Raw genomic sequence first — 21,942 nt, forward strand, 5'->3', positions numbered from 1 at the left:
TCGAATGGTATTACATCGATCCGGGCAAACCGTAGCAGAATGGCTACATCGAGAGCTTCAACGGCAGCCTGCGGGACGAATGCCTCAACGAGGAGATATTCGACAGCCTAGCCGAAGCCCGCCGCAAGCTGGCCCTGTGGCGCTACGACTACAACCACGTCAGGCCGCATTCCTCGCTGGGCAACAAGCCCACAGTGGAAGCGCGCCGAGCGCTTGGGCAATCTGATGGCTCCGCGCTCGGCGCGCTTGCCCGACCCGAAACCGACCACTATCAACCCCAAGGACTCTCGTTATGAGCGACGGACGACCGGGGGGCAGGTCATTCGGTGTGCACCATGAATTTCGAAAAAAACAGGGGCGAAAACAGGGGCGGGCGTCCGGAACTGGCACGGGCTTGCGACGCATCGCAAATAATGTGCTGCCGTTCGCCTTCGTCGGGGCGGTAAAGCAGTGATGCGCCGACAGATACACATTCAGGGGCGTTATTGACCTAGTGACCGAGTGCAAAGAAATGGCCTAAATGGTCCGGGAAGGGGCGGTAGACGCCCGCGTCGGAATGGCAGTTCAACGTCGTTAGGAGATCCCGTGCTTGTCTTGAGCGAGCGTGTGGTGATCGCGTGTGGTGATGGGGTGTTTGTCTCGGCGTTAAGCGCTTGAAAATACTATATATTTTCACAGCGAGCTAAGTGGCGGAGAGGGTGGGATTCGAACCCACGGTACCCTTGCAGGTACTCCGGTTTTCGAGACCGGCGCGATCGACCACTCCGCCACCTCTCCGCGTCAGGGGTCGTCTGAGTGGCGCATGTAACGGGAGCTTGAACGAAGCGCAAGCCCATTGGCGCCGCTTTGATATCTTTTTTCTGTCAGGGCTGTTCAGAGCGTAAGTTATCCTAGTTTAAGCGCTATTGCAGAGCCTTGGTTGATGGGTCTTGTTGGAAAAGAGTGATCTCGGCAGGGGGGGCTTATTGCAGCATGGTCGGCGCAAGGGCTGGTTATAGGGGTTAGTGTTGCACTCCGCACCTGAGCTGCGGTGAAAGGATGTGCCTGGAGACGACCGCGGGCCGCTTGGCAAGTTCGGTGCTAGTGCTTAGCTTCGGTCCAGTCGCTTTCTTCGTAAGGTCCGTAGATGTCCCTTCCCATTGTAGCCATGCTTGCGAGCAATCGTTCTGCAAGGACTTTAGCGCTACTGCATGGGGGCGGGCGGGGCTTACTGACCTTGGTCACTGCCTTGTTTATAGGCGGGGCAGCATTGGCCGAGGCTACGGCGGATGGGGGGGCCGATGGGGCGGCTTTGGAGGTGCAGTCTTCTGACGAATCTTCCTCGTCTTCGTTGGGGGGCTCTGCTGCCGACGAAAGTGCTGAGCCGTCTGGTGCCGCCACGCCTCCGCCTGTCGCGGCAGAGCGGTTGGTGCAGTTGGCGCAGCTTTTGCTTTTGAGCGACGGTCTTGAGCTTATGCGAGATGAGGGCGAGGACTATGGTGCCGCGCTCGCTGAGCAGATGTTTCCCGGACGCGATGGGCCAAGCTGGCAGGCGCAGGTGCGTGCCATCTACGATCCCGTCGCGAATATGGCGATCTTCCAAGCGGCCTTTGCGGCTGCGCTGGCGGAGGATCCTGCGACTGTAGCGGCGGCGGAGGCGTTCTTCGACACGGCGCGGGGGCAGGAGATTTTGCGGCTAGAGCTTGAGGCGCGCCGCGCGCTCATGGATGTGGCGGTGGAAGAGGCGGCGCAGGTTGAGGCCGAGCGGATGAAGACCGACCGCGACCCCAAGTTGCGGCTGCTGCGCGATCTGATCGAGGCGGGCGATCTGATCGAGGCCAATGTTGCGGCGGCGCTTTCGTCCAACCTTGCGTTTTACCAAGGCATGGCTGAGGGCAGTGGCAGCTCAGGTGCCGATGCCGAGCGGATGCTGGCCGAGGTTTGGGCGCAAGAAGGCAGCATTAGGGCTGAGACGGCGGGCTGGTTGGTGCCCTATCTGGCGCTGGCCTATCAGCCTTTGTCTGACGAGGATTTGAAGTCCTATATCGCGTTTAGCCGTTCGGATGCGGGGCAGCGGCTGAATGCGGCGCTTTTTGCTGGCTATGATGCGGTAGCACGGCATGTTGCCTTTGCGATGGGACGGGCGGCGGCTGAGGTTTTGGCGGGCAGCGATATCTGAGGGGCGCGAGCCTGCGCGGGCTTTGCGTGCGGCCATTGCGGTGAAAGCAAAGGTGCGCCTTGCGGCGCAAAGTTATGAGCTTGCCTCTGCGCCGTGCCGGCGCAACCGGCAAGCGCGGCCTTCGGCGGGGATATTGCAGGTTCTGAAAGAGGGCGGGGGGGGGCTTGGAAGGGCTGCTGCGCTTGACATTCTGGGGTTCGGCCCGCATAAGCCAGCGATCTGGCCTTGGGGTGCGAATCCTAGGCCAGATCTCGTTTTGACATCGCAGTCCGAAGGCAGGGCCTTTCGCCCCCCGAACACCGCGGTAAGATCTGGATCTCCAGATTGCGCCAAGGGGCCGCAGGACGCGGAATATGGAAGGATAGACCCATGTTTGCGGTCCTTAAGACCGGTGGCAAGCAGTACAAAGTGCAGGCGGGTGACGTTCTGCGCGTTGAGAAGCTTGACGCTGTTGCTGGTGAAAAAATCCAGTTCAACGAAATTCTGGTGGTCGGCGCGACCATCGGTGCTCCGGTTGTGGCCGGCGCTGCGGTGCAAGCCGAAGTGATCGACCAAATCAAGGGCGAGAAAACCATCTCGTTCCACAAGCGTCGCCGGAAGCACTCGAGCCAACGGACCCGTGGCCACCGTCAGCACCTGACGCTGGTTCGGATCACCGAGGTTCTGGAAGCTGGCGCTGATGCCTCGGGCGTCAAAGCTGCTGTCGGCACTGCTGCGGCCCGTGTGGCTGCGCATGAAGCGCCGGGCGCTGCCAAGCCTGCCGAGGCTGCTGCCGAGAAACCGAAGCGCGCCCGCAAGGCCGCTGAAGCGAAGGAGTAATACCTCATGGCACACAAGAAAGCCGGCGGTTCATCCCGCAACGGTCGTGACAGCGCTGGTCGCCGTCTCGGCGTCAAGCTCTATGGTGGCCAAGCTGCTATTCCGGGCAACATCATCGTGCGTCAGCGCGGCACCACCTTCTTTGCGGGTCTGAACGTGGGCATGGGCACTGACCATACCCTGTTCGCAACCGCAGAAGGCAAAGTGACCTTCAAAAAAGGTCTCAAGGGTCGCACTTATATCTCGGTTCTGCCGGTGGCAGAGGCTGCAGAGTAAGCCGGAAAAACCGTTACAGTTGACATGTATCGGGGGGATCGGCTGCAAAGGCCGGTCCCCTTCCTCATTCTCGCCCTTCCGTGCGATGGGCGGGAGTGACAACCGGGGACTTGCCCCCGCATGCGCTTCGAGGAGGAAGGCATGGTGCTTGATGAGATGACTGCTGGTGTCGCCGCGACTGAGGGGCAGATCGCTGCTGGCCGCTTTGTGTTGCGGTCTGTGCGTGCTTCGGACGCGGGATTGATCTCGCATCATGCCGGCGATCGTCGGGTGGCCGAGGCCACGCAGAACATCCCGCATCCTTTTCCTCCGGGTGCCGCCGAGGCCTATGTCACCCGCGCGATGACGCATGAGCGCCCCGGTTCCGTCTGGGTTTTGGATGGCTCAATGACGGGCCTGTCCGAGCTTTTGGGCGTGATCTCGTTGAAGCCGATGGAGGTTAAGGCGGGGCAGGGTGGTCAGTCGGAAGTGGCCTATTGGGTTGCGCCGGCGTTTTGGAACACCGGCATCGCTTCGGAAGCGGTGCGGGCCTTGCTTGCGGCCAATCCTTTGGGCGACCGCACCTATTTTGCCGAAGTCTTCCAAGACAATCCGGGCTCGGCTCGGGTCTTGGTTAACAATGGTTTTACCTACCTTGGCGATGCTGAGGCGTTTTCTGTCGCGCGCAATGCCAGCGTGCCAACTTGGACTTACATTCGTAAATTGGACTGATGCTATGGATATGCTCCACCGCGCGGTCCTTCGGACGGCGCGGCTGGAGCTGCGTCCACTGAGGGCCGACGATTCTAACTTTGTGATCGCTTCTGTCGGGCGGCTTATGGTCAGCCGCTATCTCTCGGTTGTGCCGCATCCCTATGGGCGCGCCGATTTCGACCGCTTTGCGCAGATCGCCAGCCCTGGCTTGCATTGGATGATCGAGGCGGCCGAGGGCCCGGCTGGGCTGATCTCATTGGCGCCCCGGCTTGGCTTTTGGATCGCGCCCGAGCGGCAGGGTCAGGGCTATGCGACCGAGGCCGCGCGTGCCGTCCTCGAGGCGCATTTCGCGGATGGTCACGAAAAATCGGTTGAGTCGGGCTATTTTGCCGACAACCGTGCTTCGGCTGCGGTGCACCGGGCTTTGGGCTTTCGCACCACATCGGTGGTGAATGAGATGTGCAGTGCCCTTGGTCAGCCGCGCGCGCTTCTGCGGCAGCGGCTGGACCGTGACACCTGGCTGCGGCAGTGCCTTGCTGCCCCTACGTCTCGCTTTGCGGCCCATCCTGCGGCCTATAATCAAGGCCCTGCTTGAGCCTGCGGCCTCAATCCTGTATCGCCCTTCCATCCCAGTGAAAGCCTGACCGATGAAATTTCTCGACCTTGCCAAAGTCTACATCCGCTCGGGCGGCGGCGGGGCGGGCTGCGTCTCGTTCCGGCGCGAGAAATTCATCGAATTCGGCGGGCCCGATGGCGGCGATGGCGGCCATGGCGGCTCGGTCTGGGTGGAGGCGGTCGAGGGGCTGAACACGCTGATCGATTACCGCTACCAGCAGCATTTCTTTGCCAAATCCGGCCAGCCCGGCATGGGCAGCCAAAAGACCGGCCGCACCGGCGATGATATCGTGATGAAAGTGCCTTTGGGCACCGAGATTTTGGACGAGGATGAGGTCACCGTTCTCGCGGACCTGACCGAGGTCGGTCAGCGCGTTTGCCTTGCCGAAGGTGGCAATGGCGGCTGGGGCAACCTGCGGTTTAAATCCTCGACCAACCGCGCCCCGGCGCGGGCCAATCCCGGCCAAGAGGGCGTTGAGCGCACCATCTGGCTGCGCTTGAAGCTGATCGCCGATGCGGGTCTGGTGGGCCTGCCGAATGCTGGCAAATCGACCTTCCTTGCGGCGGTGTCGAATGCGCGGCCCAAGATCGCCGACTACCCCTTTACCACTTTGGTGCCGAACCTTGGCGTCGTGGGCATCGACGGGCATGAATTCGTCATGGCCGATATTCCCGGCCTGATCGAAGGCGCGTCCGAAGGGCGCGGCCTTGGCACGCAGTTCTTGGCGCACGTTGAGCGCTGCAAGGTCTTGCTGCACCTGATCGATGGCACCTCTTCGACTATCACCAAAGACTACAAAACCATCGTGACCGAGCTTGAGGCTTATTCGGACATCTTGGGCGACAAACCCCGGATCGTCGCCTTGAACAAGGTTGATGCGATGGACCCCAAGCAGATCTCGGACCGGCGTCGCGCTTTGGAAAAGGCCAGCGGCGGGCCGGTGCATGTGATCTCGGGCGTGGCAGGTAAGGGCCTGCCAGATGTGCTGCGGGCGATCTATGGCACGATCCAAGGTGAGGAGCCCGAAGAGGAGCGCGGTCCTTGGCAACCTTAAGCGCTTTGGTCGGGGCTGAAGGGCCCGGAGCTGCGGGGGCTGTTGCGGCCCCCGATCTGCGGGCCGCACGGCGGCTGGTGATTAAGATTGGCTCGGCATTGCTGGTGGACCGCAAAAGCGGGCTCCGGCAGGGCTGGCTTTCGGCTTTGGCCTTGGATGTGGTGGAAGCCAAGCTGCGCGGTGCCGATGTGGTGCTGGTCTCCTCGGGTTCCATCGCTTTGGGGCGCAAGGTTCTGGGCCTGCCCGATGGCGTGCTGACGCTTGAGCAATCCCAAGCGGCGGCGGCGGTGGGGCAGATCCGTCTGGCGCGCGCTTATGAAGAGGTGCTGGCCCCGCATGGCATCACCACCGCGCAGGTCTTGGTGACGCTGGAAGATACAGAGGATCGTCGCCGCTACCTGAACAGCCGCGCGACGATGGAGACTTTGCTGGGCCTTGGCGTGGTGCCGATCGTCAATGAGAACGACACCGTGGCCACGGATGAGATCCGTTTTGGCGACAACGACCGGCTGGCCGCGCAAATCGCGGTGACGGCGGGGGCGGATCAGCTGATCCTTTTGTCGGATGTGGATGGGTTCTACTCGGCCAATCCAAAGGAAGACCCCTCGGCCACGCGATTTGACGTGGTGGCGACCATCACGCCCGAGATTGAGGCGATGGCGGGCGATGCGATTTCGGGCCTCTCCAAAGGCGGGATGAAGACCAAGCTTCTGGCTGCCAAAACCGCCGTCGCGGGCGGTTGTGCTATGGCGATCATGGAAGGCTCGGCCTTGCGCCCGTTGAAGGCGCTGATCGACGGCGCGGCACGGACATGGTTCGTGCCCGCCGCCGATCCGCAGCTGGCGCGCAAGCGCTGGATCAATGCGATGAAGCCCAAGGGCGAGTTGGTCTTGGACGCAGGCGCTGTTGCCGCTTTGAAGGCGGGCAAAAGCCTTCTGCCCGCGGGCGTGACCAAAGTCTCGGGCAATTTTGGGCGCGGCGAGCCGGTGGCGATCCTGTCGCCCGAGGGCGTGGTGCTGGCCAAGGGCCTTTGCCGCTATACCAGCGCTGAGGCCAAGCAGATAGCCGGGCATCGCTCGGGCGAGATTGAAGCAATTTTAGGCTATTCGGGTCGCGCCGCTTTGGTGCACCGCGACGATATGGTGATCTGATCGGGCGTGATGCGCCTGACATCTTTGAGAAAATCGGGGCAGAGCCTTCAAGGGCCAAGTCTCTGGGCTGAAGGGGAAAGCGCATGGACGGTCAATTTACCACTTTGATGGACGAGATTGGCCGCAAGGCCCGCGCCGCCGCTTTGGAACTGGCTTGCGCCGGGGCCGAGCGCAAGAATGCGGCCCTCCTTTCCGCGGCGGATGCGATTTGGACCCGGCGGCAAGAGATCTTTGACGCCAATTCGATGGATTGCGCGGCCGGCGAGGCCAAAGGCCTTTCAGCCGCGATGCTCGACCGTCTCCGTTTGGATGACCATCGCCTGCGCGGCATCGTGGATTCGTTGCGGATGATCGCGGAATCCAAAGATCCCGTCGGCCGGGTTCTCGCCGAATGGGACCGCCCCAATGGTCTGCACATCAAGCGCGTCTCCACGCCGATCGGCGTGATCGGGGTGATCTATGAATCGCGCCCCAATGTCACCGCTGATGCGGGCGCTTTGGCGCTGAAATCGGGCAATGCCGTCATCCTGCGCGGCGGCTCGGAAAGTTTTGAGACCTCGGAAGTCATTCATTCCTGCATGGTCGAAGGCCTAAAGGCCGCTGGCTTGCCGGAAGCCGCGATCCAACTGATCCCGACTCGCGACCGCGAGATGGTGACGGCGATGCTGCAAGCGGTGGCGCATATCGACGTCATCGTGCCGCGCGGCGGTAAGGGCCTCGTGGGCCTCGTGCAAAAAGAGGCGCGCGTGCCGGTTTTCGCGCATCTCGAAGGCATCTGCCACGTCTATGCCGACCGCGATGCCGATCTGGAAAAGGCCCGCGCTGTGGTGCTGAACTCCAAAACCCGGCGCACCGGGATTTGCGGCTCGGCAGAATGCCTGCTGATCGATTGGCAGTTCTACACCAAACATGGCGCGGTGCTGATCGAAGATCTGATCGCCGCCGGGGTCGAGGTCCGCACCGAGGGCGAGCTTTTGAAGATCAAAGGCACCAAGCGCGCCGCCCCCGATGATTTCGGCCGTGAGTTCTTGGATATGATCATTGCGGCGAAGCTGGTCGACGGTGTCGATCAAGCCATTGCCCATATACGCAAATATGGCAGTCAGCACACCGAAGCGATCCTGACTGAAAAGGACGAAACCGCCGAACGCTTCTTCAATGAGCTCGATTCTGCCATTTTGCTGCGCAACGCTTCGACCCAATTCGCCGATGGCGGTGAGTTTGGCATGGGGGCCGAGATCGGCATTGCCACCGGTAAGATGCATGCGCGCGGGCCGGTAGGGGCTGAGCAATTGTGCAGCTTCAAGTATCTTGTCACCGGCAATGGCACGGTGCGCACATAAAGCGCCGCAGGTGTCAGAAGCTTAGACTGACGCTATGCTCACTGATCTCGGGCTGCAATTTGCGGCCCAAGATTTGCAATTGTGCGGCGGCGAGTGGGAAGTGAACTTGCCCCGCCGCGATCTCGGCCGAAGGTGCGACTGGCCCAGTCAGCAGCTCCCAAAGCTCGGGGTCGATCTTAAGCCGGGGAGCCTCGGCCTGCATCGCCCAACCGTTTTCGCTTTTGTCGATCTTGAGCTTGCCGCCATATGGCATGGCGGTCTCAAGACATTGCAAAAGCAAGAACGCCAGCTTCACCTCGCCCCGCGCCAGATCGCTTTCACCGAACCATTCAACCTGCAGCCGCCCGCCGCGTGTCATATCGGCGACGATCCCCGCAGCCTCGCCCCGCGCGATGCGTTGATCGGCGCTGGCCGCCCCGTAAGCCAGTCGGAAAAATCGGATGCGCGCATTGGCGCTGGCCACGCTTTCGACGATCAGCGCCAGCTCTGGCGTGGGGGCAGCGCCATCCATCATCATCAACTCAACCCCGTTGCCGATGGCACCGATCGGGCTGATAAGGTCATGGCAAATACGCGAGCCGATCAGGGCTGCAAGGTCGGGCTTATCATACATGTGAGGGCCTCGTGCCGATGGAGGATGCGTGCGTTCGTTTTTGGAGCCGGGAATGATGGTACGTCACCCCGAAGAGCCGGATTGGGGGCTGGGGCAGGTGCAATCGGTGATTGGAGCCCGGGCGACGGTGAATTTCGAACATGCAGGCAAGGTCGTGATTGACTTGCGTCATGTCACCCTCCAGCCAGTGTTTGATCTTTGACACCCTATAGTGGATGAAGTTCTTATGAATGCAATCCTAGATTGAAGAGCGCATGCAACAGGCGCCAGCGCAGCAGCCCGCTTCTCAATATGACGCGCAGACGACAGCGGTTTGGTCGATGATCCGCTGCGGTTGCAATGGCGCGGGGCGAGCGTTAGGTCTGATGGCGAGATGCGCCGGCTGGGCCCAGGGTCTGGTCCAACAAAGTTTGAACTTAGGGCCTATCAAAGCATATGCGTGCCGAAGACACTCCCTATAGCCTGCGCTTGGCTGCGGATGCGGCCGATCTTCATGCAGCTCAGCGGCTGCGCTACCGGGTTTTTGTGACCGAGCTCGGTGCTGAAGGTCCGATGGTGGATCACGCGGCGCAGATTGAAAGCGATGCTTTTGACGCGATCACTGACCACCTGATTTTGATCGACAACCGGATCGATCCTGAAAGCATGGATCATGTGGTGGGCGCTTACCGGCTTTTGCCCAGCGATCGGCTGGGGGCTGACGGGCGGTTCTACTCGGAAACCGAGTATGACCTTGGGCCTTTGCGCCAATCCGGTCGCAAGCTTTTGGAGCTGGGCCGCTCTTGCGTTGATGCCGCGCATCGCGGCGGAACTTCAATGTTTCATCTCTGGAACGGCTTGGCGGAATATGTGCTGGAGCGCGAGATTGAGGTGATGTTCGGCGTTGCTTCCTTCCACGGTACTGACGTGCAAGCCTTGGCCGAGCCTTTGTCTTGGCTTGGACACCACCATCTCGCGCCGCCCGATATGCGGGTGCGGGCCTTGCCACCCGAGCGGGTCGATCTGGCGCAGATCCCGGCGGATCGGCTAGAGCGCGCCTCGGCGATGGCGGCGATGCCGGCGCTGATCAAGGCTTATCTGCGACTGGGCGGCTTTGTCGGCGATGGCGCTTGGGTTGACCGCGAATTTAACACGACTGATGTTTGTCTGGTGATGGACACCGGCCGAATGTCGGCGCGTCACCGCGATTTCTACATCCGCAAGAAGGGCCAGCCTTGAGCATCGAAGATCCGCGCGTGACCAAAGTCGATTGGCAAAACGCCCCCGCTCCGGCCTATCGCGCCGGTCCCTTGGGCTGGCTGCGGGGGATTTTGCGCGGCCTCGCGATGGCGCTTGTCACCTATCTCGGCCTGGCGGTGCTGCTGGTTTTGCGGCTGATCGAGCGGCCCTTGTTCGGCGCCGAGCGCCCGATCACGCCCCATATCACCCGCTTTGTCTGCCGCGCCAATTGCGCCATCCTTGGCTTGCGCCGGGTGATCCGCGGCAAGCCTATGGCGCAAAAGGGCGCGGTCGTGGCCAACCACTCGTCCTGGATCGACATCTTCACGCTTAATGCCTCGGATCTGGTCTATTTCGTCGCCAAGGCCGAGGTTTCGGGCTGGCCGGGGATTGGCTGGCTGGCACAAGCCACCGGCACGGTCTTCATCCGCCGCCGGGGTGTTGAGGCAAAGTTGCAGCAAGACCTGCTGGAAAGCCGCTTGCGGCAGGGGCATCGGCTCTTGTTCTTCCCCGAGGGCACCAGCACCGATGCGATCCGGGTGCTGCCCTTTAAGTCCTCGCTTTTTCAGGCGTTCTTTACGCATGGGCTCGACCGGGTGCTTTATATCCAGCCGGTCACTGTGGTCTATCACGCGCCCGAGGGACAGGATCCGCGGTTTTACGGCTGGTGGGGCGAGATGGATTTCGCGGGGCATCTGTGGAAGATGCTGACGGCACCCAAACATGGCACGGTTGAGATCACCTTCCATCCTGAAGTGCCGGTGGATGGGTTTGAGGACCGCAAATCCTTGGCGCAATATTGCGAGCGGGTGATCCGCACCAATCACCGCCTAGCGCAGCACTAAGCCTGAGAGATCAATGAAAAAGGCCCGCTGCACGAGCGGGCCTTTTTGAATCTCGGGATGGCTTAGCCCAAGGGGGCGATCAGCCGTTTCAGCGCGGCAGCGGGGTCTTCCTCGCGCCAAATCTCGGCGCCGATGCCGAAGAAATCGGTGACCGGGGCGAAAGCTTCCACCAGCTCCACCGTCAAGCCGCCCTCGGCGATGATCGGCACTTCGATCATCTCGGACCACCATTCGAATAGATCGCGGCCAACCAACTGGCCGTCGCCCAAGCCGGTGGCGCCAATCGGGCCAAAGGCGGCGTAATCGGCCCCGGCCTCGCCTGCGGTGATGCCCTCATGCCGGGTGGTGCCGCAATAGGCGCCCACGATCGCATCGGCGCCAAGCTCCTTGCGCGCGGCCCGAACCGAGCGGCTGCCGTCCACCAGATGCACGCCGTCCAGACCCAGCCGCTGCGCCAGACCCAAATGGGTCTCGATCACCACCGCCACGTCGCGCGCATGCGAGACTTGGCGGGCGGCATCGGCCATCCGCGCCAGATCATGCTCATCGCTGCCCGCAAGCGGCAGGCGCAGGCAGGCGATCTCCACCGTGTCGAGCACGCGGCTCAGCGTGTCGGGGAAGGTTTCCCAATCGAAGGTCGGCGGGGTGATCAGGGTGATCTGCGGGCGTTCAATCTCGGCCATGGCATCCTCGGGCGTCCAGTTCGGTCCCAAGTATCAGCCTTTGCATCCTTTGGCTACGGGGGGAGGGGGCCGTGACCAAGCGGCAAACTTGCCCTTGCGGCCCCGCTGTCGTATGCCGCGCCAACTCCAAATATCAGGCCACAATCCCCGTGATCCAGCCCGCCATCATCCTCGTGCGCCCGCAAATGGGCGAAAACATCGGCGGTGCTGCCCGCGCCATGCTGAACTTCACACTTGATCGGATGCGCATCGTTGCGCCGCGCGACGGCTGGCCCAACCCCAAAGCGGTGGCCATGGCCTCGGGCGCAGGGCGGGTCTTGGACCATGCGGGGCTTTTCCCCGATGTGGCCTCGGCCGTGGCGGATTGCGACTATGTCTTTGCCACCACCGCGCGCGGGCGTGAGTTGGTGAGCGAGGTCGTGACGCCCGAGCGCGCGATGGCGATGGCGCGAGCGATGGCGGCGGAAGGCAAAAAGATCGGCATCCTGTTCGGGCCTGAACGTGCTGGGCTGGAGAATGACGATATCGTTCATGCCAATGCGATCATCACCGTTCCGGTGAACCCCGAGTTCTTCTCGTTGAATCTCGCCCAAGCCGTGCTGCTCGTCGCCTATGAATGGGGCCGCCAAGGCAGCGAGGTGCCGGCCTCGGTGATGGAGTTGGCAGGCAAAGACATGGCCTCGAAATCCGAGGTGCAGGCCTTGGGCGATCATTATGAGGAAAAGCTCGGCGCGGCGGGCTTCTTCTATCCGCTGGACAAAGCCCCTTCGATGAAGCTGAACCTGCGCAATATGTGGAGCCGTTTGGGCCTGACCCGCTCTGAGGTACAGACCTTCCACGGCATGTTGCGCCAGATTGCCTATAAGCTGCGCCAGCAGGGCGACGAATAGTCCCGACGCCCCTTTGGGCGAAAATCCCTTAGGGTAAAGCTGCCCCCTTTGCGCTGCTTGCCGCTTGAGCTACCCTGCCGGCAATCAGAACAAAGGCAGGCAGTATGTTCAATCGGCGCGCTTTCTCGTTGCTTTCCTTGGCGGCTTTGACCGCCGCTTGTGTGCCCTCGGGGCGCGGCTCGGCCCCGCGTGGCCCCTCGGGTCAGACGCCGCCGCCGCGCCCTGTGCCGAATGCCGGTTGGGACGCTTGGGTCGAAGGGTATAAAACCCGCGCTGCCGCGCGCGGCATCGCGCCCGGGGTGATCAACACCGCTTTCCGGGGCGCAGGTTTCCTGCCCGATGTGATCGAGAAAGATCGCAACCAGACCGAGTTTAAACGCTCGACCGAGGATTATCTCAACATCGCCGCCTCGGATGAACGGGTGTCGATGGGGCGCCAGCAGTTTGGTGCCTATCGCGGTGTGCTGAACGCCTTGGAAAGCCGCTACGGGGTGGATGCGCAGATCATTGCCGCCGTTTGGGGGCTGGAGAGCTTCTTTGGCACCCGTCGCGGCAATGTGCCGGTGATCTCGGCCCTGTCGACCTTGGCCTATGAGGGCCGGCGCGGCGCTTTCTTTGAAAGCCAGCTGACCGCGGCGCTCAAGATCTTGCAGCGCGGCGATACCACGCCGGGGCAGATGGTCGGCTCTTGGGCGGGGGCGATGGGCCATACCCAATTCATCCCGACCTCATATTTGGAATATGCGGTGGATTACACCGGCGACGGGCGCGCTGATATCTGGTCGGATGATCCGACGGATTCCTTGGCCTCGACCGCCGCTTACCTGTCGCGCAGCGGCTGGAACCGGTCGCTGCCTTGGGGGATGGAGGTGTCCTTGCCCTCTGGCTTCAACCCCGGCCTTCTGGGGCGCGGCAAGGGCAAATCGGCAGCGGAATGGCAGACCTTGGGCGTGCGCGCGGTCTCGGGGCGCGGGTTGGTGCCGGGATCCATCTTGGCACCGGGTGGCATTGGCGGGCCTGCTTTCCTGCTCACCCAGAACTTCAACGCGATCCTGCGCTACAACAATGCCGAAAATTACGCCTTGGGCGTCGGGCATCTCAGTGACCGCTTGGCAGGTGCTGGCCCCTTGGCGGCGGCCTTCGGCCCCGATGCCAATGGCCTGACCAAGGCCGACCGGCAAGAGCTGCAACGGCTTTTGACCGCGCGTGGCTTTGACACCGAGGGCAGTGACGGCGTGATCGGCGCCAAGTCGAAAGCCGCGATCGAGCGCTTCCAAGCCAGCCGAGGCCTTGCCGTCACCGGCGTGCCAAGCGCCGATCTTCTGCGGATTTTGCGCAGCTAAGGCCCCGTAAGCCGAACCGCGGCGTTCGGCCACGGCGCAAAGCCGGGATTTCCACGCCTTTCACCCCCCGCCGCACCGGGCGGGGCCTTGAAGGGGGCAGGGCAGGGGCATAGTCTCCGCCGCGTTGGAAGAAGGGCAAGACACATGGCCGGCAAGCGCAGCATATTCGAAGAGGTGGGCCAAAGCGGACCCAGCGGCACAGGGGCGGGCAAGGGTAAAACTCCGGCCAGCTCCAAAGGGTTGATCGATGCCAGCCCCAAGGGCGCGCGCGCGGCGATCCGGCTGTGGATGGTGCTTCTTTTCGTGCTGGTCGCGGCGATGATTCTGATCGGCGGGATGACCCGTCTGACGGACTCAGGGCTCTCGATCACCGAATGGAACCTTGTCACTGGCGCCTTACCGCCTCTGAATGAAGCAGCTTGGCTGATCGAGTTCGAAAAGTATAAGAACTTCCCGGAATTCCAGATCCAGAACCGCATGATGACGCTTGAAGAGTTCAAGCCGATCTATTGGTGGGAATGGGCGCACCGCTTCCTTGGCCGCTTTGTCGGTCTGGTTTGGGCGGTTGGTTTCCTGTGGTTCTACCTGCGCAAAGAGATCCCCAACGGCTGGACCGGACGGCTGTTGCTCTTGGGGGCATTGGGCGGGCTGCAAGGCGCTGTCGGCTGGTGGATGGTGCATTCCGGGCTGCAAGGCGTGCGGGTCGATGTGGTCTCCTACCGCCTTGCCACCCACCTCGGGCTGGCTTTCGCCATCCTTGGCTTCCTGGCTTGGTACGTCTTGGCACTGGGCCGCAGCGAGGCGGCACTGATGACCGCACGGCGCGGGCGTGAGGCCAAGCTCTTCAGCATGACCACAGGCCTTATGCATTTCACCATGCTGCAAATCGTGCTCGGCGCTTTGGTGGCGGGGATCGACGCGGGCCGCGCCTTCCCGACTTGGCCCTTGATGGGCGACAGCTTCCTGCCGCCCGATCCCTTCTATGTCCCGGTCACTGGCGCGGATGGTCAGCTGACCGTTCTGCCGTGGTATTGGGCTTTCCTTGAGAATGCGGGTCTGGTGCAATTCATCCACCGCATGTCGGGCTATCTCTTGATGGCCTTCGGCGTGGTGGTTTGGCTGCGCGGCCGCCGCTCGCCGCATGGGACGACACGCTTTGCCTATCATATGGTCATGGCGATGATGGTGGCGCAGATGGCTTTGGGCGTCTTCACCGTGCTGCTTGAGGCGCATATCCATGTCGCGATCACCCACCAACTGGGCGCGATGCTGCTTTTCGTGCTGATCTTGCGGGCGCGCCATCTGGCGCAATATCCGGTGGCGGGCTCGGTCCGGGAGGGCACCCAATGAGCGTTGTAAAATCCGCAACCGCCTTTGCCGAGTTGATGGCCGAGGCGCGCCAGACCGTGGCCTTGGGTCAGGTGATGGGCCGTCTTGGTTGGGACCAAGAGACGGTGATGCCGCGCGGCTCGGCCGATCAGCGCGGCGATGAGATGGCGGCGATGGAGGGCGTGCTGCATGCCCGCCTCTCCGATCCGCGACTGGGCGCGCTGCTTGACGCGGCCGAGGCTTCGGACGCTGCCGGTGCCGCGCAACTGCGTGAGCTTAACCGCTCGCATGCCCGCGCCGTCAAAGTGCCAAGCGCTTTGGCGCAAGAGATCGCCCGCACCACCTCGGTGGCCCAAGGCACTTGGGCGCAAGCCCGCGCTGCCGAGGATGTCGCCGCCTTCCTGCCCACCTTGGCCGAGGTCGTGCGCCTGAAGCGCGAAGAGGCCAGCGCTTTGGCGCAAGGCGGCGATCTTTATGACGCCATGGTCGATGATTACGAGCCGGGCATGACCGGCGCCGATATCGCCGCGATGTTTGGCGAGATGCGGCCGCGCCTTGTGGCTTTGCGCGACAAGATCATGGGTGCAGCGAACCCGCCGCAAGCGCTGAGCGGCGCTTACTCAGCCGACAGCCAGATGCGGCTTGCACGCGATCTGGCAACCACCTTCGGCTATGATTGGAGCCGGGGCCGGATGGACATTGCGGTGCATCCGTTCTCGTCCGGGTCTGGCAATGATGTGCGCATCACCACGCGTGTGGCGGAAGCCGATCCGTTCAACTGCTTTTATTCGACCATCCACGAGGTCGGCCATGCTTGCTATGAGCAGAATGTCGATCCCGATTATCTGCTGACGCCGATTGGCAAGGGCGTGTCGATGGGCGTGCATGAAAGCCAAAGCCGGATCTACGAGAACCAACTTGGCCGCAGCCGCGCCTTCACGGGCTGGCTTTACACCCAGATGCGCGAGCGCTTTGGCGAGTTCGGCATCGCTTCGGCCGAGGCGTTTTATGGCACCGTGAACCGGGTGCAGCCGGGCTATATCCGCACTGAATCTGACGAGGTGCAATATAACCTGCACATCATGATGCGCTTTGATCTGGAACGCGCTTTGATCTCGGGCGATTTGCAGGTTGGCGATCTTGAGGCGGCGTGGAACGACCGTTTCAAGGCCGATTTCGGGGTTGCGGTCGACAGGCCGAGCCACGGGATGCTGCAAGATGTGCATTGGTCGGTGGGGCTTTTTGGCTATTTCCCGACCTATTCCTTGGGCAATCTTTACGCAGGCTGCCTGCATCAGGCGCTGCGGCATGATCTGCCCGATCTCGACCGCGATCTGGCCTCGGGCAAATTGACCAGCGCCACCGATTGGCTGCGCGAAAAGGTGCAGCGCCACGGGGCGCTTTACACGCCGCGCGATCTGATCACCCAAGCTATCGGCAAAGCCCCCACGGCGGCGCCCTTGCTCGACCATCTTGAAACGAAATTCAGCGAGATCTACGCATTGTGACCACCGCAGACCTTGGGCGTGACAGCCTTTCCGTTTGGCTCCTCGCCCTTGGTCAACTGATCCTCTACGCCGGAAGTTACTACAGCTTTCCCGCCGTTTTGCCCTTCCTTGAAGCCGAGACCGGCTGGAGCAAGGCCAGCTTGGCGGCGGGCCCTTCGGTCGGCTTTTTGCTGATGGCTGGCTTGACCATGCTTTCCGGGCGTCTGGTCGATCGCGGCTTTGGCGGCGAGTTGCTGGTGGGCGCGCCGGTTCTCGCAGCTTTGGGCCTATGCTTTTTGGCATTGGCCCGCAGCCCAGCCGAATGGATCGCCGCTTGGGCGCTGATCGGTGTGGCGCAAGCGGGCTGTCTTTATGAGACCTGCTTTTCCTTCCTGACCCGTCGCTTGGGGACGGGCGCGCGGTCAGCAATCACGCAAGTGACGCTTATCGCGGGATTTTCGGGCACGGTGACCTTTCCGCTTGGCCATATCTTGGGCCAAGCGATGGGCGGACAGGCTGCACTTTGGGTCTTTGCCGGGCTGGTTTTGGCCACGGCGGTGCCGCTGAACTTGGTGGCCGTCATCCGGCTGCGCCGCCGGGCGCGCGCGGCGGGCCTGTCCGCAGCCCCTGACCAGCCCGGGGCCTTGGCGGCAGCGCTGAAGCGGCCGGAGTTCTGGGCAATCGCAGGGATCATGGGGCTGATCTGGCTTAACCACGGCATCTTGCTGACCTATGTGCTTGAGCTTTTCGCAGATCGTGGCGCTTCGGCGGTTTTGGCGGCGGGGGCTGCGGCCTTCATCGGTCCGGCGCAGGTGGTGGGGCGCTTGGGCCTGATGTTGGCAGGCGCGCGGATCTCGACCATGCGCGCGACTTTGGCCTCACTGGTGTCGGCGGTGCTGGCCGTGGCTCTGCTCTGGAGCGCAGGGCTTTCGGTGTATCTCATCTTGGGCTTTGCGCTATTGCATGGCGCGGCGATGGGGCTTTTGTCGATCTTGCGGCCGCTGCTGACGGTCGAGGTCTTGGGCCGCACGGGCTTTGGTGCCATCTCGGGTGCAGTCTCGGTGCCGGCGCTTTTGGGCTCGGCGGCGGCTCCGGCAGCGGGGGCATTGCTACTGCAACTTGGCGGAACAAGCTTTGTCTATGGCAGCTGCCTGGCGATGACCGGCCTTGCACTTTTGGCCGGGGTCTGGCTCGCGCGGCGCGGGATCTAAGGCTTGATGCTTTGGTCTTGCGGCAAAGTCCGGGGGCCGTCAGTCTGCTGCCAGATGACAGGAGATGCCCTTGCAGTTGATGATGGACGAAGCCGCGCTCTCTGCCTTCCTGCTGAGGGATTTCGCCCAAGTGGCGCAGGACTTCCGCCTTGAGCGCTCGGATGCTGCGGGGCTTTCTCTGCGGCTGCGGGTGGGCGATCAGCATCTGCGCCCCGGTGGCACCGTCAGCGGACCGTCGATCTTCGCTTTGGCGGATGTGGCAATGTATCTGGCGATCTTGGCGCGGATCGGGCCGGTGGCGCTGGCCGTCACCACCAATTGTTCGGTGGACTTCCTGCGCAAGCCCGAGGCTGGGCGCGATCTTCTGGCCGAGGCGCGGCTTTTGAAGTTAGGCCGCAGGCTGGCCGTGGGCGATGTGATGGTCTTTTCCGAAGGCGGGACAGAGCCGGTGGCGCGGGCGAGCCTGACCTATTCCATCCCGCCGCGCACTTGACTATCGCCCCAGCGGCTTTGGTCAAGACTGGGGCATTGGTCAAGACTGGGGCAGGGGTTAGGGCTGGGGCAGCGGCTTAGCCGCCGACCTTGGCAAAACGCCCGTCGATCAAAGCGCCGCTTTCGATGACGACTTTGGCATAGCTCACATCCGCCGAGACCTGCGCGGTGGCGCGCATGGTAAAGCTGTCGCAGGTGATCTTGCCCTCGACCTGCCCCTTCACCTCGACCGTGCGGGCGTGCAGCGCGCCAGTGACCCGGCCCTCGGTGCCGATGGTCAGGGTTTCGGCGGCGATATTGCCGTCAATCTCGCCATAAACCTCAACCGCGCCGGTCGAAGAGATCTCGCCGGTGATTTTCAGGTCATTGGCAAGGATCGACAGCGCCGCATTGCCGGGCGCGCGGGGACGGGCCGAGGTGCTGGAATTGGGGGCGGCGGTGGCATCGGCGGTCTTCGAAAACATCTGGGTCCATCCTGGCTGGGTTGCTTCGATAAAGGCAAACCCTTGGCAAGGGTCAAGGGGCAGGGGGCGCAGCCGGCGATAACCGGCGGATTTGCGGGCGTCACTTGGCAGAAAAGGGCCTGACAGAAGGCTTTGGCAATGGTTGGATGCAAGGTGACTCGTCCTTGCGCGCTTTGTGCTGGGGCGGCTCTGCCTAAGGGGGGATAATAAAAATGACGAATGGGTTTTTCACGCCAATCTCGGGATTGGATTTGCCGCGATTCGCCGGCGTGCCTACCTTTATGCGCCTGCCCCATGTCGGGCTTGAGGATACGCGGCTGGCCGAGGTTGAGGTTGGGCTGATTGGCGCGCCTTGGGATGGCGGCACCACCAACCGCCCCGGACCTCGGCATGGGCCGCGCCAGCTGCGCGATCTCTCGACGATGATCCGGGCCGTGAATGGGCAGAGTTGGGTGGCACCATTTGAGCTGGTGAACTGCGCCGATCTGGGCGATGTCGCGCCCAACCCCGGTGATCTGATGGACAGCCTTGCGCGGATGGAGGCGTTTTATGACCGGGTGATCGCTGCGGGCATTCGGCCGCTGACGGGCGGAGGCGATCACCTCTGTACCCTGCCGATCTTGCGGGCGGTGGCAAAATCTCGGCCGGTGGGGATGGTGCAATTCGACAGCCACACCGATCTGAACGACGTTTACTTTGGCAATGCCAAATACACCCATGGCACGCCCTTCCGTCGCGCGATGGAAGACGGGCTTTTGGACCCCAAGCGCTATGTTCTCGTGGGCATTCGCGGCACGGCTTACGGGCGCGAGGATTGGGACTTTGCCGCGGCCAATGGCATCCGCATTATCCCGGTGGAAGAGTTCCACGCGCGGGGCGCGGCTGATGTGATGGGGGAGGTGCGCGAGATCGTCGGCTCGGGCCCGACCTATGTCACCTATGACATCGATTTCGTCGACCCGACCTTTGCGCCGGGAACCGGGACGCCCGAGGTGGGTGGGCCGTCAAGCTGGCAGGCTTTGGAAGTGGCGCGGGGCTTGCGTGGTTTGGACATCGTGGGGGCGGACCTTGTTGAGGTCTCACCGCCCTTTGACCCTTCGGGCGGCACGGCCTGGCTTGGGGTAAGCCTGATGTTCGAGATGCTGTGCTCGATGGCCGAAGCTGTGGTGCGCGCGCGCTGAAGGCTAGCCGCGCTAAGATGGAAGCGGCCGGGGGCCAGCCCCCGGACCCCCGGGATATTTAAGGACAGAAAATGAATAGGGTTGAGACGACTTTCGCGGAGATGATTGTGACCGGGGCAAGGGTTCTGACGATGGATCCGGCGCAACCCCGCGCCGAGGCGGTTGCCTTGGCGGGGGGGCGGATCTTGGCGGTCGGCTCTGCGGCTAAGGTTATGGCACTGGCCGGGCCGCAGACCAAGGTGATTGATGCCGGCGGGCGCAGCCTTTTGCCGGGCTTTGTGGAAAGTCATCTCCATCTGGTTTTGGGCGGCAATGAGCTGACGCAATTGCAGCTGGGCGGGGTTATGGGGTTTGAAGCCCTGAAAGCTGCTTTCGTGGACTATGCCGCCGCGCGGCCGGATCTCGCCTTGGTGATGGCGCAAGGGGCGGCTTATGAGGTGATCGGCGCCCCGGTGACACGGCAAGATCTGGACCGGATCATCGCTGACCGGCCGATCGCGATGATGTCGCCCGACCATCACACGGTTTGGGCCAATACCGCCGCTTTGCGGGTGGCGGGGCTTTTGCATGGCGCCGAGATGCCAGCAGGCCATGTGGTGGTGATGGGCGAGGATGGCACCGCCACTGGCGAGCTGCGCGAGTTCGAAGCCTTTGGCCCGATCTTGGAGCTGGGGGGCGAGGCGCATTTGCAGCTGGGGATCGCCACGGGCGAGGAGCCCTCGCCTTGGCCTTCGGCCGCGCAGCGCGCGATTGATAAGGATAAGATCGCGGCGGGGCTCGCGCATTGCGCCAAACATGGCATCACCTCGATGGTGAATATGGACGGCAACCGTTACACTTGCGTGCTCTTGCAAGAGCTGGCTGACGAAGGTCGGCTGACCGCCCGCGTCAAGGTGCCCTTCCATATGAAGCCGCATATGGATTTGACCGAGCTGGAGCGCGCCAGTGCGATGCAGGCTGAGTTCCACTCGGAATGGGTCAGCTCGGGCTTTGTGAAGATGTTCATGGACGGGGTGGTGGACAGCCGCACCGCCTATATGCTGCAGCCTTACCCCGGTGTTGAGGAAACCGGCGCACCGCTCTTTGCGCCTGGCTTCTTCAACGATATCTGCGCCGAGGCCGACCGGCGCGGTTTGCAGATCGCCGTCCATGCCATTGGCGATGGCGCTGTGCGCCAGACTATCGATGGCTATGAAGCGGCAGCAAAACGCAACGGGCCGCGCGACAGCCGCCACAGGATTGAGCATATCGAGCTTATTGACCGCGCCGATGTGCCAAGATTGGGCGCTTTGGCGATCACCGCCTCGGTGCAGCCGCCGCATGCGCCGGGGGCGATGGATTTCCCGATGGGGACGATGGACACCGTTATCGCCCGCCACCGCTGGCGCGACGCTTATCTCTGTCGTGAGTTGCAAGAGGCAGGCGCGCCCTTGGCTTTTGCCAGCGACTGGCCGGTGACCGATGTCTCGGTGATGCGCGGCATTCAGGCGGCGCTGACCCGGCCAACCTATGCGGGCGCCGAGGATCAAAAGATCGACCTGCTGGCGGTTTTGGCCGCCTACACGGCCGGTGGAGCCTATGCCGCGCATTGGGAGCAGCTGACGGGCAAGCTTACCGTGGGCTTGGCGGCCGACCTTGTGCTGATCGATGGCGATATCGAGGCTGCCGAGGCAGGCAGAATCGCCGATCTGGGAATCGCTCTGACCATCGCGGGCGGGCGGATCACCCACCAAACGCCCGGATTCGCTTAAACTTATCCACATTTTTGGGTAAGGCGGCCCGGAACAGAGGATCAGCGGCGCAGGGGGCGAAGAATCTTTGCGCCGCTTCCCCCAAGTTTTATTGGGCTTTTGCGGGAACCGACGGGGATTTTCCATTCTTTGGCGTTTTTCCCTCTTGCGGCTGTCGTCTGTGGGGCCTAGATACCGCCTCACCGAAGCGGAACGGTGATCGGAAGCGAAAGCGGAAGGTTGCAGGGAGGCGGAAGGAGCGGCGGTTGAAAGATTGCTGCGTTACGAAATTCTGGATGCGAGGTTGCAGGCAGCGCCAAGAGATTGGTGTCCCTGTGGTTTTTGT

At 62.6% G+C, this 21,942-nt stretch carries 21 protein-coding genes, 1 tRNA gene and 2 pseudogenes; 20 read left to right on the plus strand and 4 right to left on the minus strand.

Going from position 1 to position 21,942, the window contains the following annotated elements:
- Nucleotides 1–296 (plus strand): annotated as a pseudogene (locus Q9295_RS17415) (integrase core domain-containing protein); the annotation flags it as partial.
- 391 nt (nucleotides 297–687) lie between these two features.
- Here Q9295_RS17415 and Q9295_RS17420 read toward each other — a convergent pair.
- Nucleotides 688–777: transfer RNA gene (locus Q9295_RS17420), tRNA-Ser, on the minus strand.
- Between the two features lie 472 nt (nucleotides 778–1,249).
- Here Q9295_RS17420 and Q9295_RS17425 point away from each other — a divergent pair.
- The 8 genes and pseudogenes from Q9295_RS17425 to Q9295_RS17460 all read left to right on the plus strand — a co-directional run bounded on the left by Q9295_RS17425 (nucleotide 1,250) and on the right by Q9295_RS17460 (nucleotide 8,110).
- Nucleotides 1,250–2,158 carry a DUF2059 domain-containing protein gene (locus tag Q9295_RS17425; RefSeq protein WP_306681866.1) on the plus strand — a complete coding sequence of 303 codons (909 nt, stop codon included), beginning with the start codon at nucleotides 1,250–1,252 and terminating at the stop codon, nucleotides 2,156–2,158.
- Nucleotides 2,159–2,527: 369 nt separating this feature from the next.
- A pseudogene (gene rplU, locus Q9295_RS17430) lies at nucleotides 2,528–2,899 on the plus strand (50S ribosomal protein L21); the annotation flags it as partial.
- 84 nt (nucleotides 2,900–2,983) lie between these two features.
- Nucleotides 2,984–3,253, plus strand: a complete 270-nt coding sequence (gene rpmA / locus Q9295_RS17435) for a 50S ribosomal protein L27 (protein WP_306681867.1) — start codon at nucleotides 2,984–2,986, stop codon at nucleotides 3,251–3,253.
- A 141-nt stretch (nucleotides 3,254–3,394) separates the two neighbouring features.
- Nucleotides 3,395–3,964, plus strand: coding sequence for a GNAT family N-acetyltransferase (locus tag Q9295_RS17440; protein ID WP_306681882.1), 570 nt, complete (start codon nucleotides 3,395–3,397; stop codon nucleotides 3,962–3,964).
- A gap of 4 nt (nucleotides 3,965–3,968) precedes the next feature.
- The gene (locus Q9295_RS17445) at nucleotides 3,969–4,541 is read left to right on the plus strand and encodes a GNAT family N-acetyltransferase (protein ID WP_306681868.1); all 573 of its coding nucleotides are present in this window, start codon (nucleotides 3,969–3,971) and stop codon (nucleotides 4,539–4,541) included.
- Nucleotides 4,542–4,593: 52 nt separating this feature from the next.
- The gene (gene obgE / locus Q9295_RS17450) at nucleotides 4,594–5,616 is read left to right on the plus strand and encodes a GTPase ObgE (RefSeq protein WP_306681869.1); all 1,023 of its coding nucleotides are present in this window, start codon (nucleotides 4,594–4,596) and stop codon (nucleotides 5,614–5,616) included.
- 5 nt (nucleotides 5,617–5,621) lie between these two features.
- Nucleotides 5,622–6,767, plus strand: coding sequence for a glutamate 5-kinase (gene proB, locus Q9295_RS17455; protein ID WP_306681883.1), 1,146 nt, complete (start codon nucleotides 5,622–5,624; stop codon nucleotides 6,765–6,767).
- 83 nt (nucleotides 6,768–6,850) lie between these two features.
- Entirely contained in the window at nucleotides 6,851–8,110 is a 1,260-nt protein-coding gene (locus tag Q9295_RS17460) for a glutamate-5-semialdehyde dehydrogenase (protein ID WP_306681870.1), read from the plus strand.
- Nucleotides 8,111–8,123: 13 nt separating this feature from the next.
- Here the strand turns inward: Q9295_RS17460 and Q9295_RS17465 are convergent, their stop codons facing one another.
- Nucleotides 8,124–8,723, minus strand: coding sequence for a histidine phosphotransferase family protein (locus Q9295_RS17465; RefSeq protein ID WP_306681871.1), 600 nt, complete (start codon nucleotides 8,721–8,723; stop codon nucleotides 8,124–8,126).
- A gap of 52 nt (nucleotides 8,724–8,775) precedes the next feature.
- On the opposite strand from Q9295_RS17465, the gene Q9295_RS17470 reads away from it, so the two are divergent.
- The 3 genes from Q9295_RS17470 (at nucleotide 8,776) to olsA (ending at nucleotide 10,786) form a co-directional block, all read left to right on the plus strand.
- Entirely contained in the window at nucleotides 8,776–8,925 is a 150-nt protein-coding gene (locus Q9295_RS17470; protein WP_306681872.1) for a DUF3553 domain-containing protein, read from the plus strand.
- 233 nt (nucleotides 8,926–9,158) lie between these two features.
- Complete coding sequence (olsB, locus tag Q9295_RS17475) at nucleotides 9,159–9,941, plus strand: L-ornithine N(alpha)-acyltransferase (RefSeq protein WP_306681873.1); 783 nt, start codon at nucleotides 9,159–9,161, stop codon at nucleotides 9,939–9,941.
- Nucleotides 9,938–10,786 carry a lyso-ornithine lipid O-acyltransferase gene (olsA, locus tag Q9295_RS17480; protein WP_373457481.1) on the plus strand — a complete coding sequence of 283 codons (849 nt, stop codon included), beginning with the start codon at nucleotides 9,938–9,940 and terminating at the stop codon, nucleotides 10,784–10,786. Before olsB ends, olsA begins: the two co-directional genes overlap by 4 nt.
- A gap of 62 nt (nucleotides 10,787–10,848) precedes the next feature.
- Here olsA and Q9295_RS17485 read toward each other — a convergent pair whose 3' ends face one another.
- On the minus strand, nucleotides 10,849–11,469 hold the full coding sequence (locus Q9295_RS17485; protein WP_306681886.1) for a thiamine phosphate synthase: 621 nt from the start codon (nucleotides 11,467–11,469) through the stop codon (nucleotides 10,849–10,851).
- 149 nt (nucleotides 11,470–11,618) lie between these two features.
- On the opposite strand from Q9295_RS17485, the gene Q9295_RS17490 reads away from it, so the two are divergent.
- From Q9295_RS17490 to Q9295_RS17515, 6 genes are all read left to right on the plus strand, one after another.
- Complete coding sequence (locus Q9295_RS17490; protein WP_306681874.1) at nucleotides 11,619–12,359, plus strand: RNA methyltransferase; 741 nt, start codon at nucleotides 11,619–11,621, stop codon at nucleotides 12,357–12,359.
- Between the two features lie 104 nt (nucleotides 12,360–12,463).
- Nucleotides 12,464–13,702, plus strand: a complete 1,239-nt coding sequence (locus Q9295_RS17495; protein WP_306681875.1) for a lytic murein transglycosylase — start codon at nucleotides 12,464–12,466, stop codon at nucleotides 13,700–13,702.
- A 144-nt stretch (nucleotides 13,703–13,846) separates the two neighbouring features.
- Nucleotides 13,847–15,052, plus strand: a complete 1,206-nt coding sequence (gene ctaA, locus Q9295_RS17500) for a heme A synthase (RefSeq protein WP_306681876.1) — start codon at nucleotides 13,847–13,849, stop codon at nucleotides 15,050–15,052.
- Nucleotides 15,049–16,539: a carboxypeptidase M32 gene (locus Q9295_RS17505; protein ID WP_306681877.1), complete on the plus strand. Its 1,491-nt coding sequence runs from the start codon at nucleotides 15,049–15,051 to the stop codon at nucleotides 16,537–16,539. The genes ctaA and Q9295_RS17505 overlap by 4 nt, the downstream gene beginning before the upstream one ends.
- Nucleotides 16,536–17,729, plus strand: a complete 1,194-nt coding sequence (locus Q9295_RS17510; protein WP_306681878.1) for an MFS transporter — start codon at nucleotides 16,536–16,538, stop codon at nucleotides 17,727–17,729. Before Q9295_RS17505 ends, Q9295_RS17510 begins: the two co-directional genes overlap by 4 nt.
- Nucleotides 17,730–17,799: 70 nt before the next feature.
- Nucleotides 17,800–18,222 (plus strand): PaaI family thioesterase, encoded by a 423-nt coding sequence (locus tag Q9295_RS17515; RefSeq protein ID WP_373457482.1) that lies wholly within the window; start codon nucleotides 17,800–17,802, stop codon nucleotides 18,220–18,222.
- Nucleotides 18,223–18,298: 76 nt separating this feature from the next.
- Here Q9295_RS17515 and Q9295_RS17520 read toward each other — a convergent pair whose 3' ends face one another.
- The gene (locus Q9295_RS17520) at nucleotides 18,299–18,685 is read right to left on the minus strand and encodes a bactofilin family protein (protein ID WP_306681879.1); all 387 of its coding nucleotides are present in this window, start codon (nucleotides 18,683–18,685) and stop codon (nucleotides 18,299–18,301) included.
- A gap of 212 nt (nucleotides 18,686–18,897) precedes the next feature.
- On the opposite strand from Q9295_RS17520, the gene Q9295_RS17525 reads away from it, so the two are divergent.
- Together Q9295_RS17525 and Q9295_RS17530 are read left to right on the plus strand one after the other, a co-directional pair.
- Nucleotides 18,898–19,866: an agmatinase gene (locus Q9295_RS17525; protein WP_306681880.1), complete on the plus strand. Its 969-nt coding sequence runs from the start codon at nucleotides 18,898–18,900 to the stop codon at nucleotides 19,864–19,866.
- 71 nt (nucleotides 19,867–19,937) lie between these two features.
- A complete protein-coding gene (locus Q9295_RS17530; RefSeq protein WP_306681881.1) occupies nucleotides 19,938–21,617 on the plus strand; it encodes an amidohydrolase in 1,680 nt (559 codons plus the stop codon).
- Nucleotides 21,618–21,942 lie beyond the last annotated feature (325 nt).

It is taken from the genome of Pseudogemmobacter lacusdianii (assembly GCF_030848395.1).
Lineage (GTDB): Bacteria > Pseudomonadota > Alphaproteobacteria > Rhodobacterales > Rhodobacteraceae > Pseudogemmobacter > Pseudogemmobacter lacusdianii.

Excerpts from the sequence above, each read along its gene's own strand:
- rpmA (WP_306681867.1), top strand. The coding sequence starts at position 2,984 with ATGGCACACAAGAAAGCCGGCGGTTCATCCCGCAACGGTCGTGACAGC.
- Q9295_RS17440 (WP_306681882.1), top strand. The coding sequence starts at position 3,395 with ATGGTGCTTGATGAGATGACTGCTGGTGTCGCCGCGACTGAGGGGCAG.
- Q9295_RS17445 (WP_306681868.1), top strand. The coding sequence starts at position 3,969 with ATGGATATGCTCCACCGCGCGGTCCTTCGGACGGCGCGGCTGGAGCTG.
- obgE (WP_306681869.1), top strand. The coding sequence starts at position 4,594 with ATGAAATTTCTCGACCTTGCCAAAGTCTACATCCGCTCGGGCGGCGGC.
- Q9295_RS17460 (WP_306681870.1), top strand. The coding sequence starts at position 6,851 with ATGGACGGTCAATTTACCACTTTGATGGACGAGATTGGCCGCAAGGCC.
- Q9295_RS17465 (WP_306681871.1), bottom strand. The coding sequence starts at position 8,723 with ATGTATGATAAGCCCGACCTTGCAGCCCTGATCGGCTCGCGTATTTGC.
- Q9295_RS17470 (WP_306681872.1), top strand. The coding sequence starts at position 8,776 with ATGATGGTACGTCACCCCGAAGAGCCGGATTGGGGGCTGGGGCAGGTG.
- olsB (WP_306681873.1), top strand. The coding sequence starts at position 9,159 with ATGCGTGCCGAAGACACTCCCTATAGCCTGCGCTTGGCTGCGGATGCG.
- Q9295_RS17485 (WP_306681886.1), bottom strand. The coding sequence starts at position 11,469 with ATGGCCGAGATTGAACGCCCGCAGATCACCCTGATCACCCCGCCGACC.
- Q9295_RS17495 (WP_306681875.1), top strand. The coding sequence starts at position 12,464 with ATGTTCAATCGGCGCGCTTTCTCGTTGCTTTCCTTGGCGGCTTTGACC.
- ctaA (WP_306681876.1), top strand. The coding sequence starts at position 13,847 with ATGGCCGGCAAGCGCAGCATATTCGAAGAGGTGGGCCAAAGCGGACCC.
- Q9295_RS17505 (WP_306681877.1), top strand. The coding sequence starts at position 15,049 with ATGAGCGTTGTAAAATCCGCAACCGCCTTTGCCGAGTTGATGGCCGAG.
- Q9295_RS17520 (WP_306681879.1), bottom strand. The coding sequence starts at position 18,685 with ATGTTTTCGAAGACCGCCGATGCCACCGCCGCCCCCAATTCCAGCACC.
- Q9295_RS17525 (WP_306681880.1), top strand. The coding sequence starts at position 18,898 with ATGACGAATGGGTTTTTCACGCCAATCTCGGGATTGGATTTGCCGCGA.
- Q9295_RS17530 (WP_306681881.1), top strand. The coding sequence starts at position 19,938 with ATGAATAGGGTTGAGACGACTTTCGCGGAGATGATTGTGACCGGGGCA.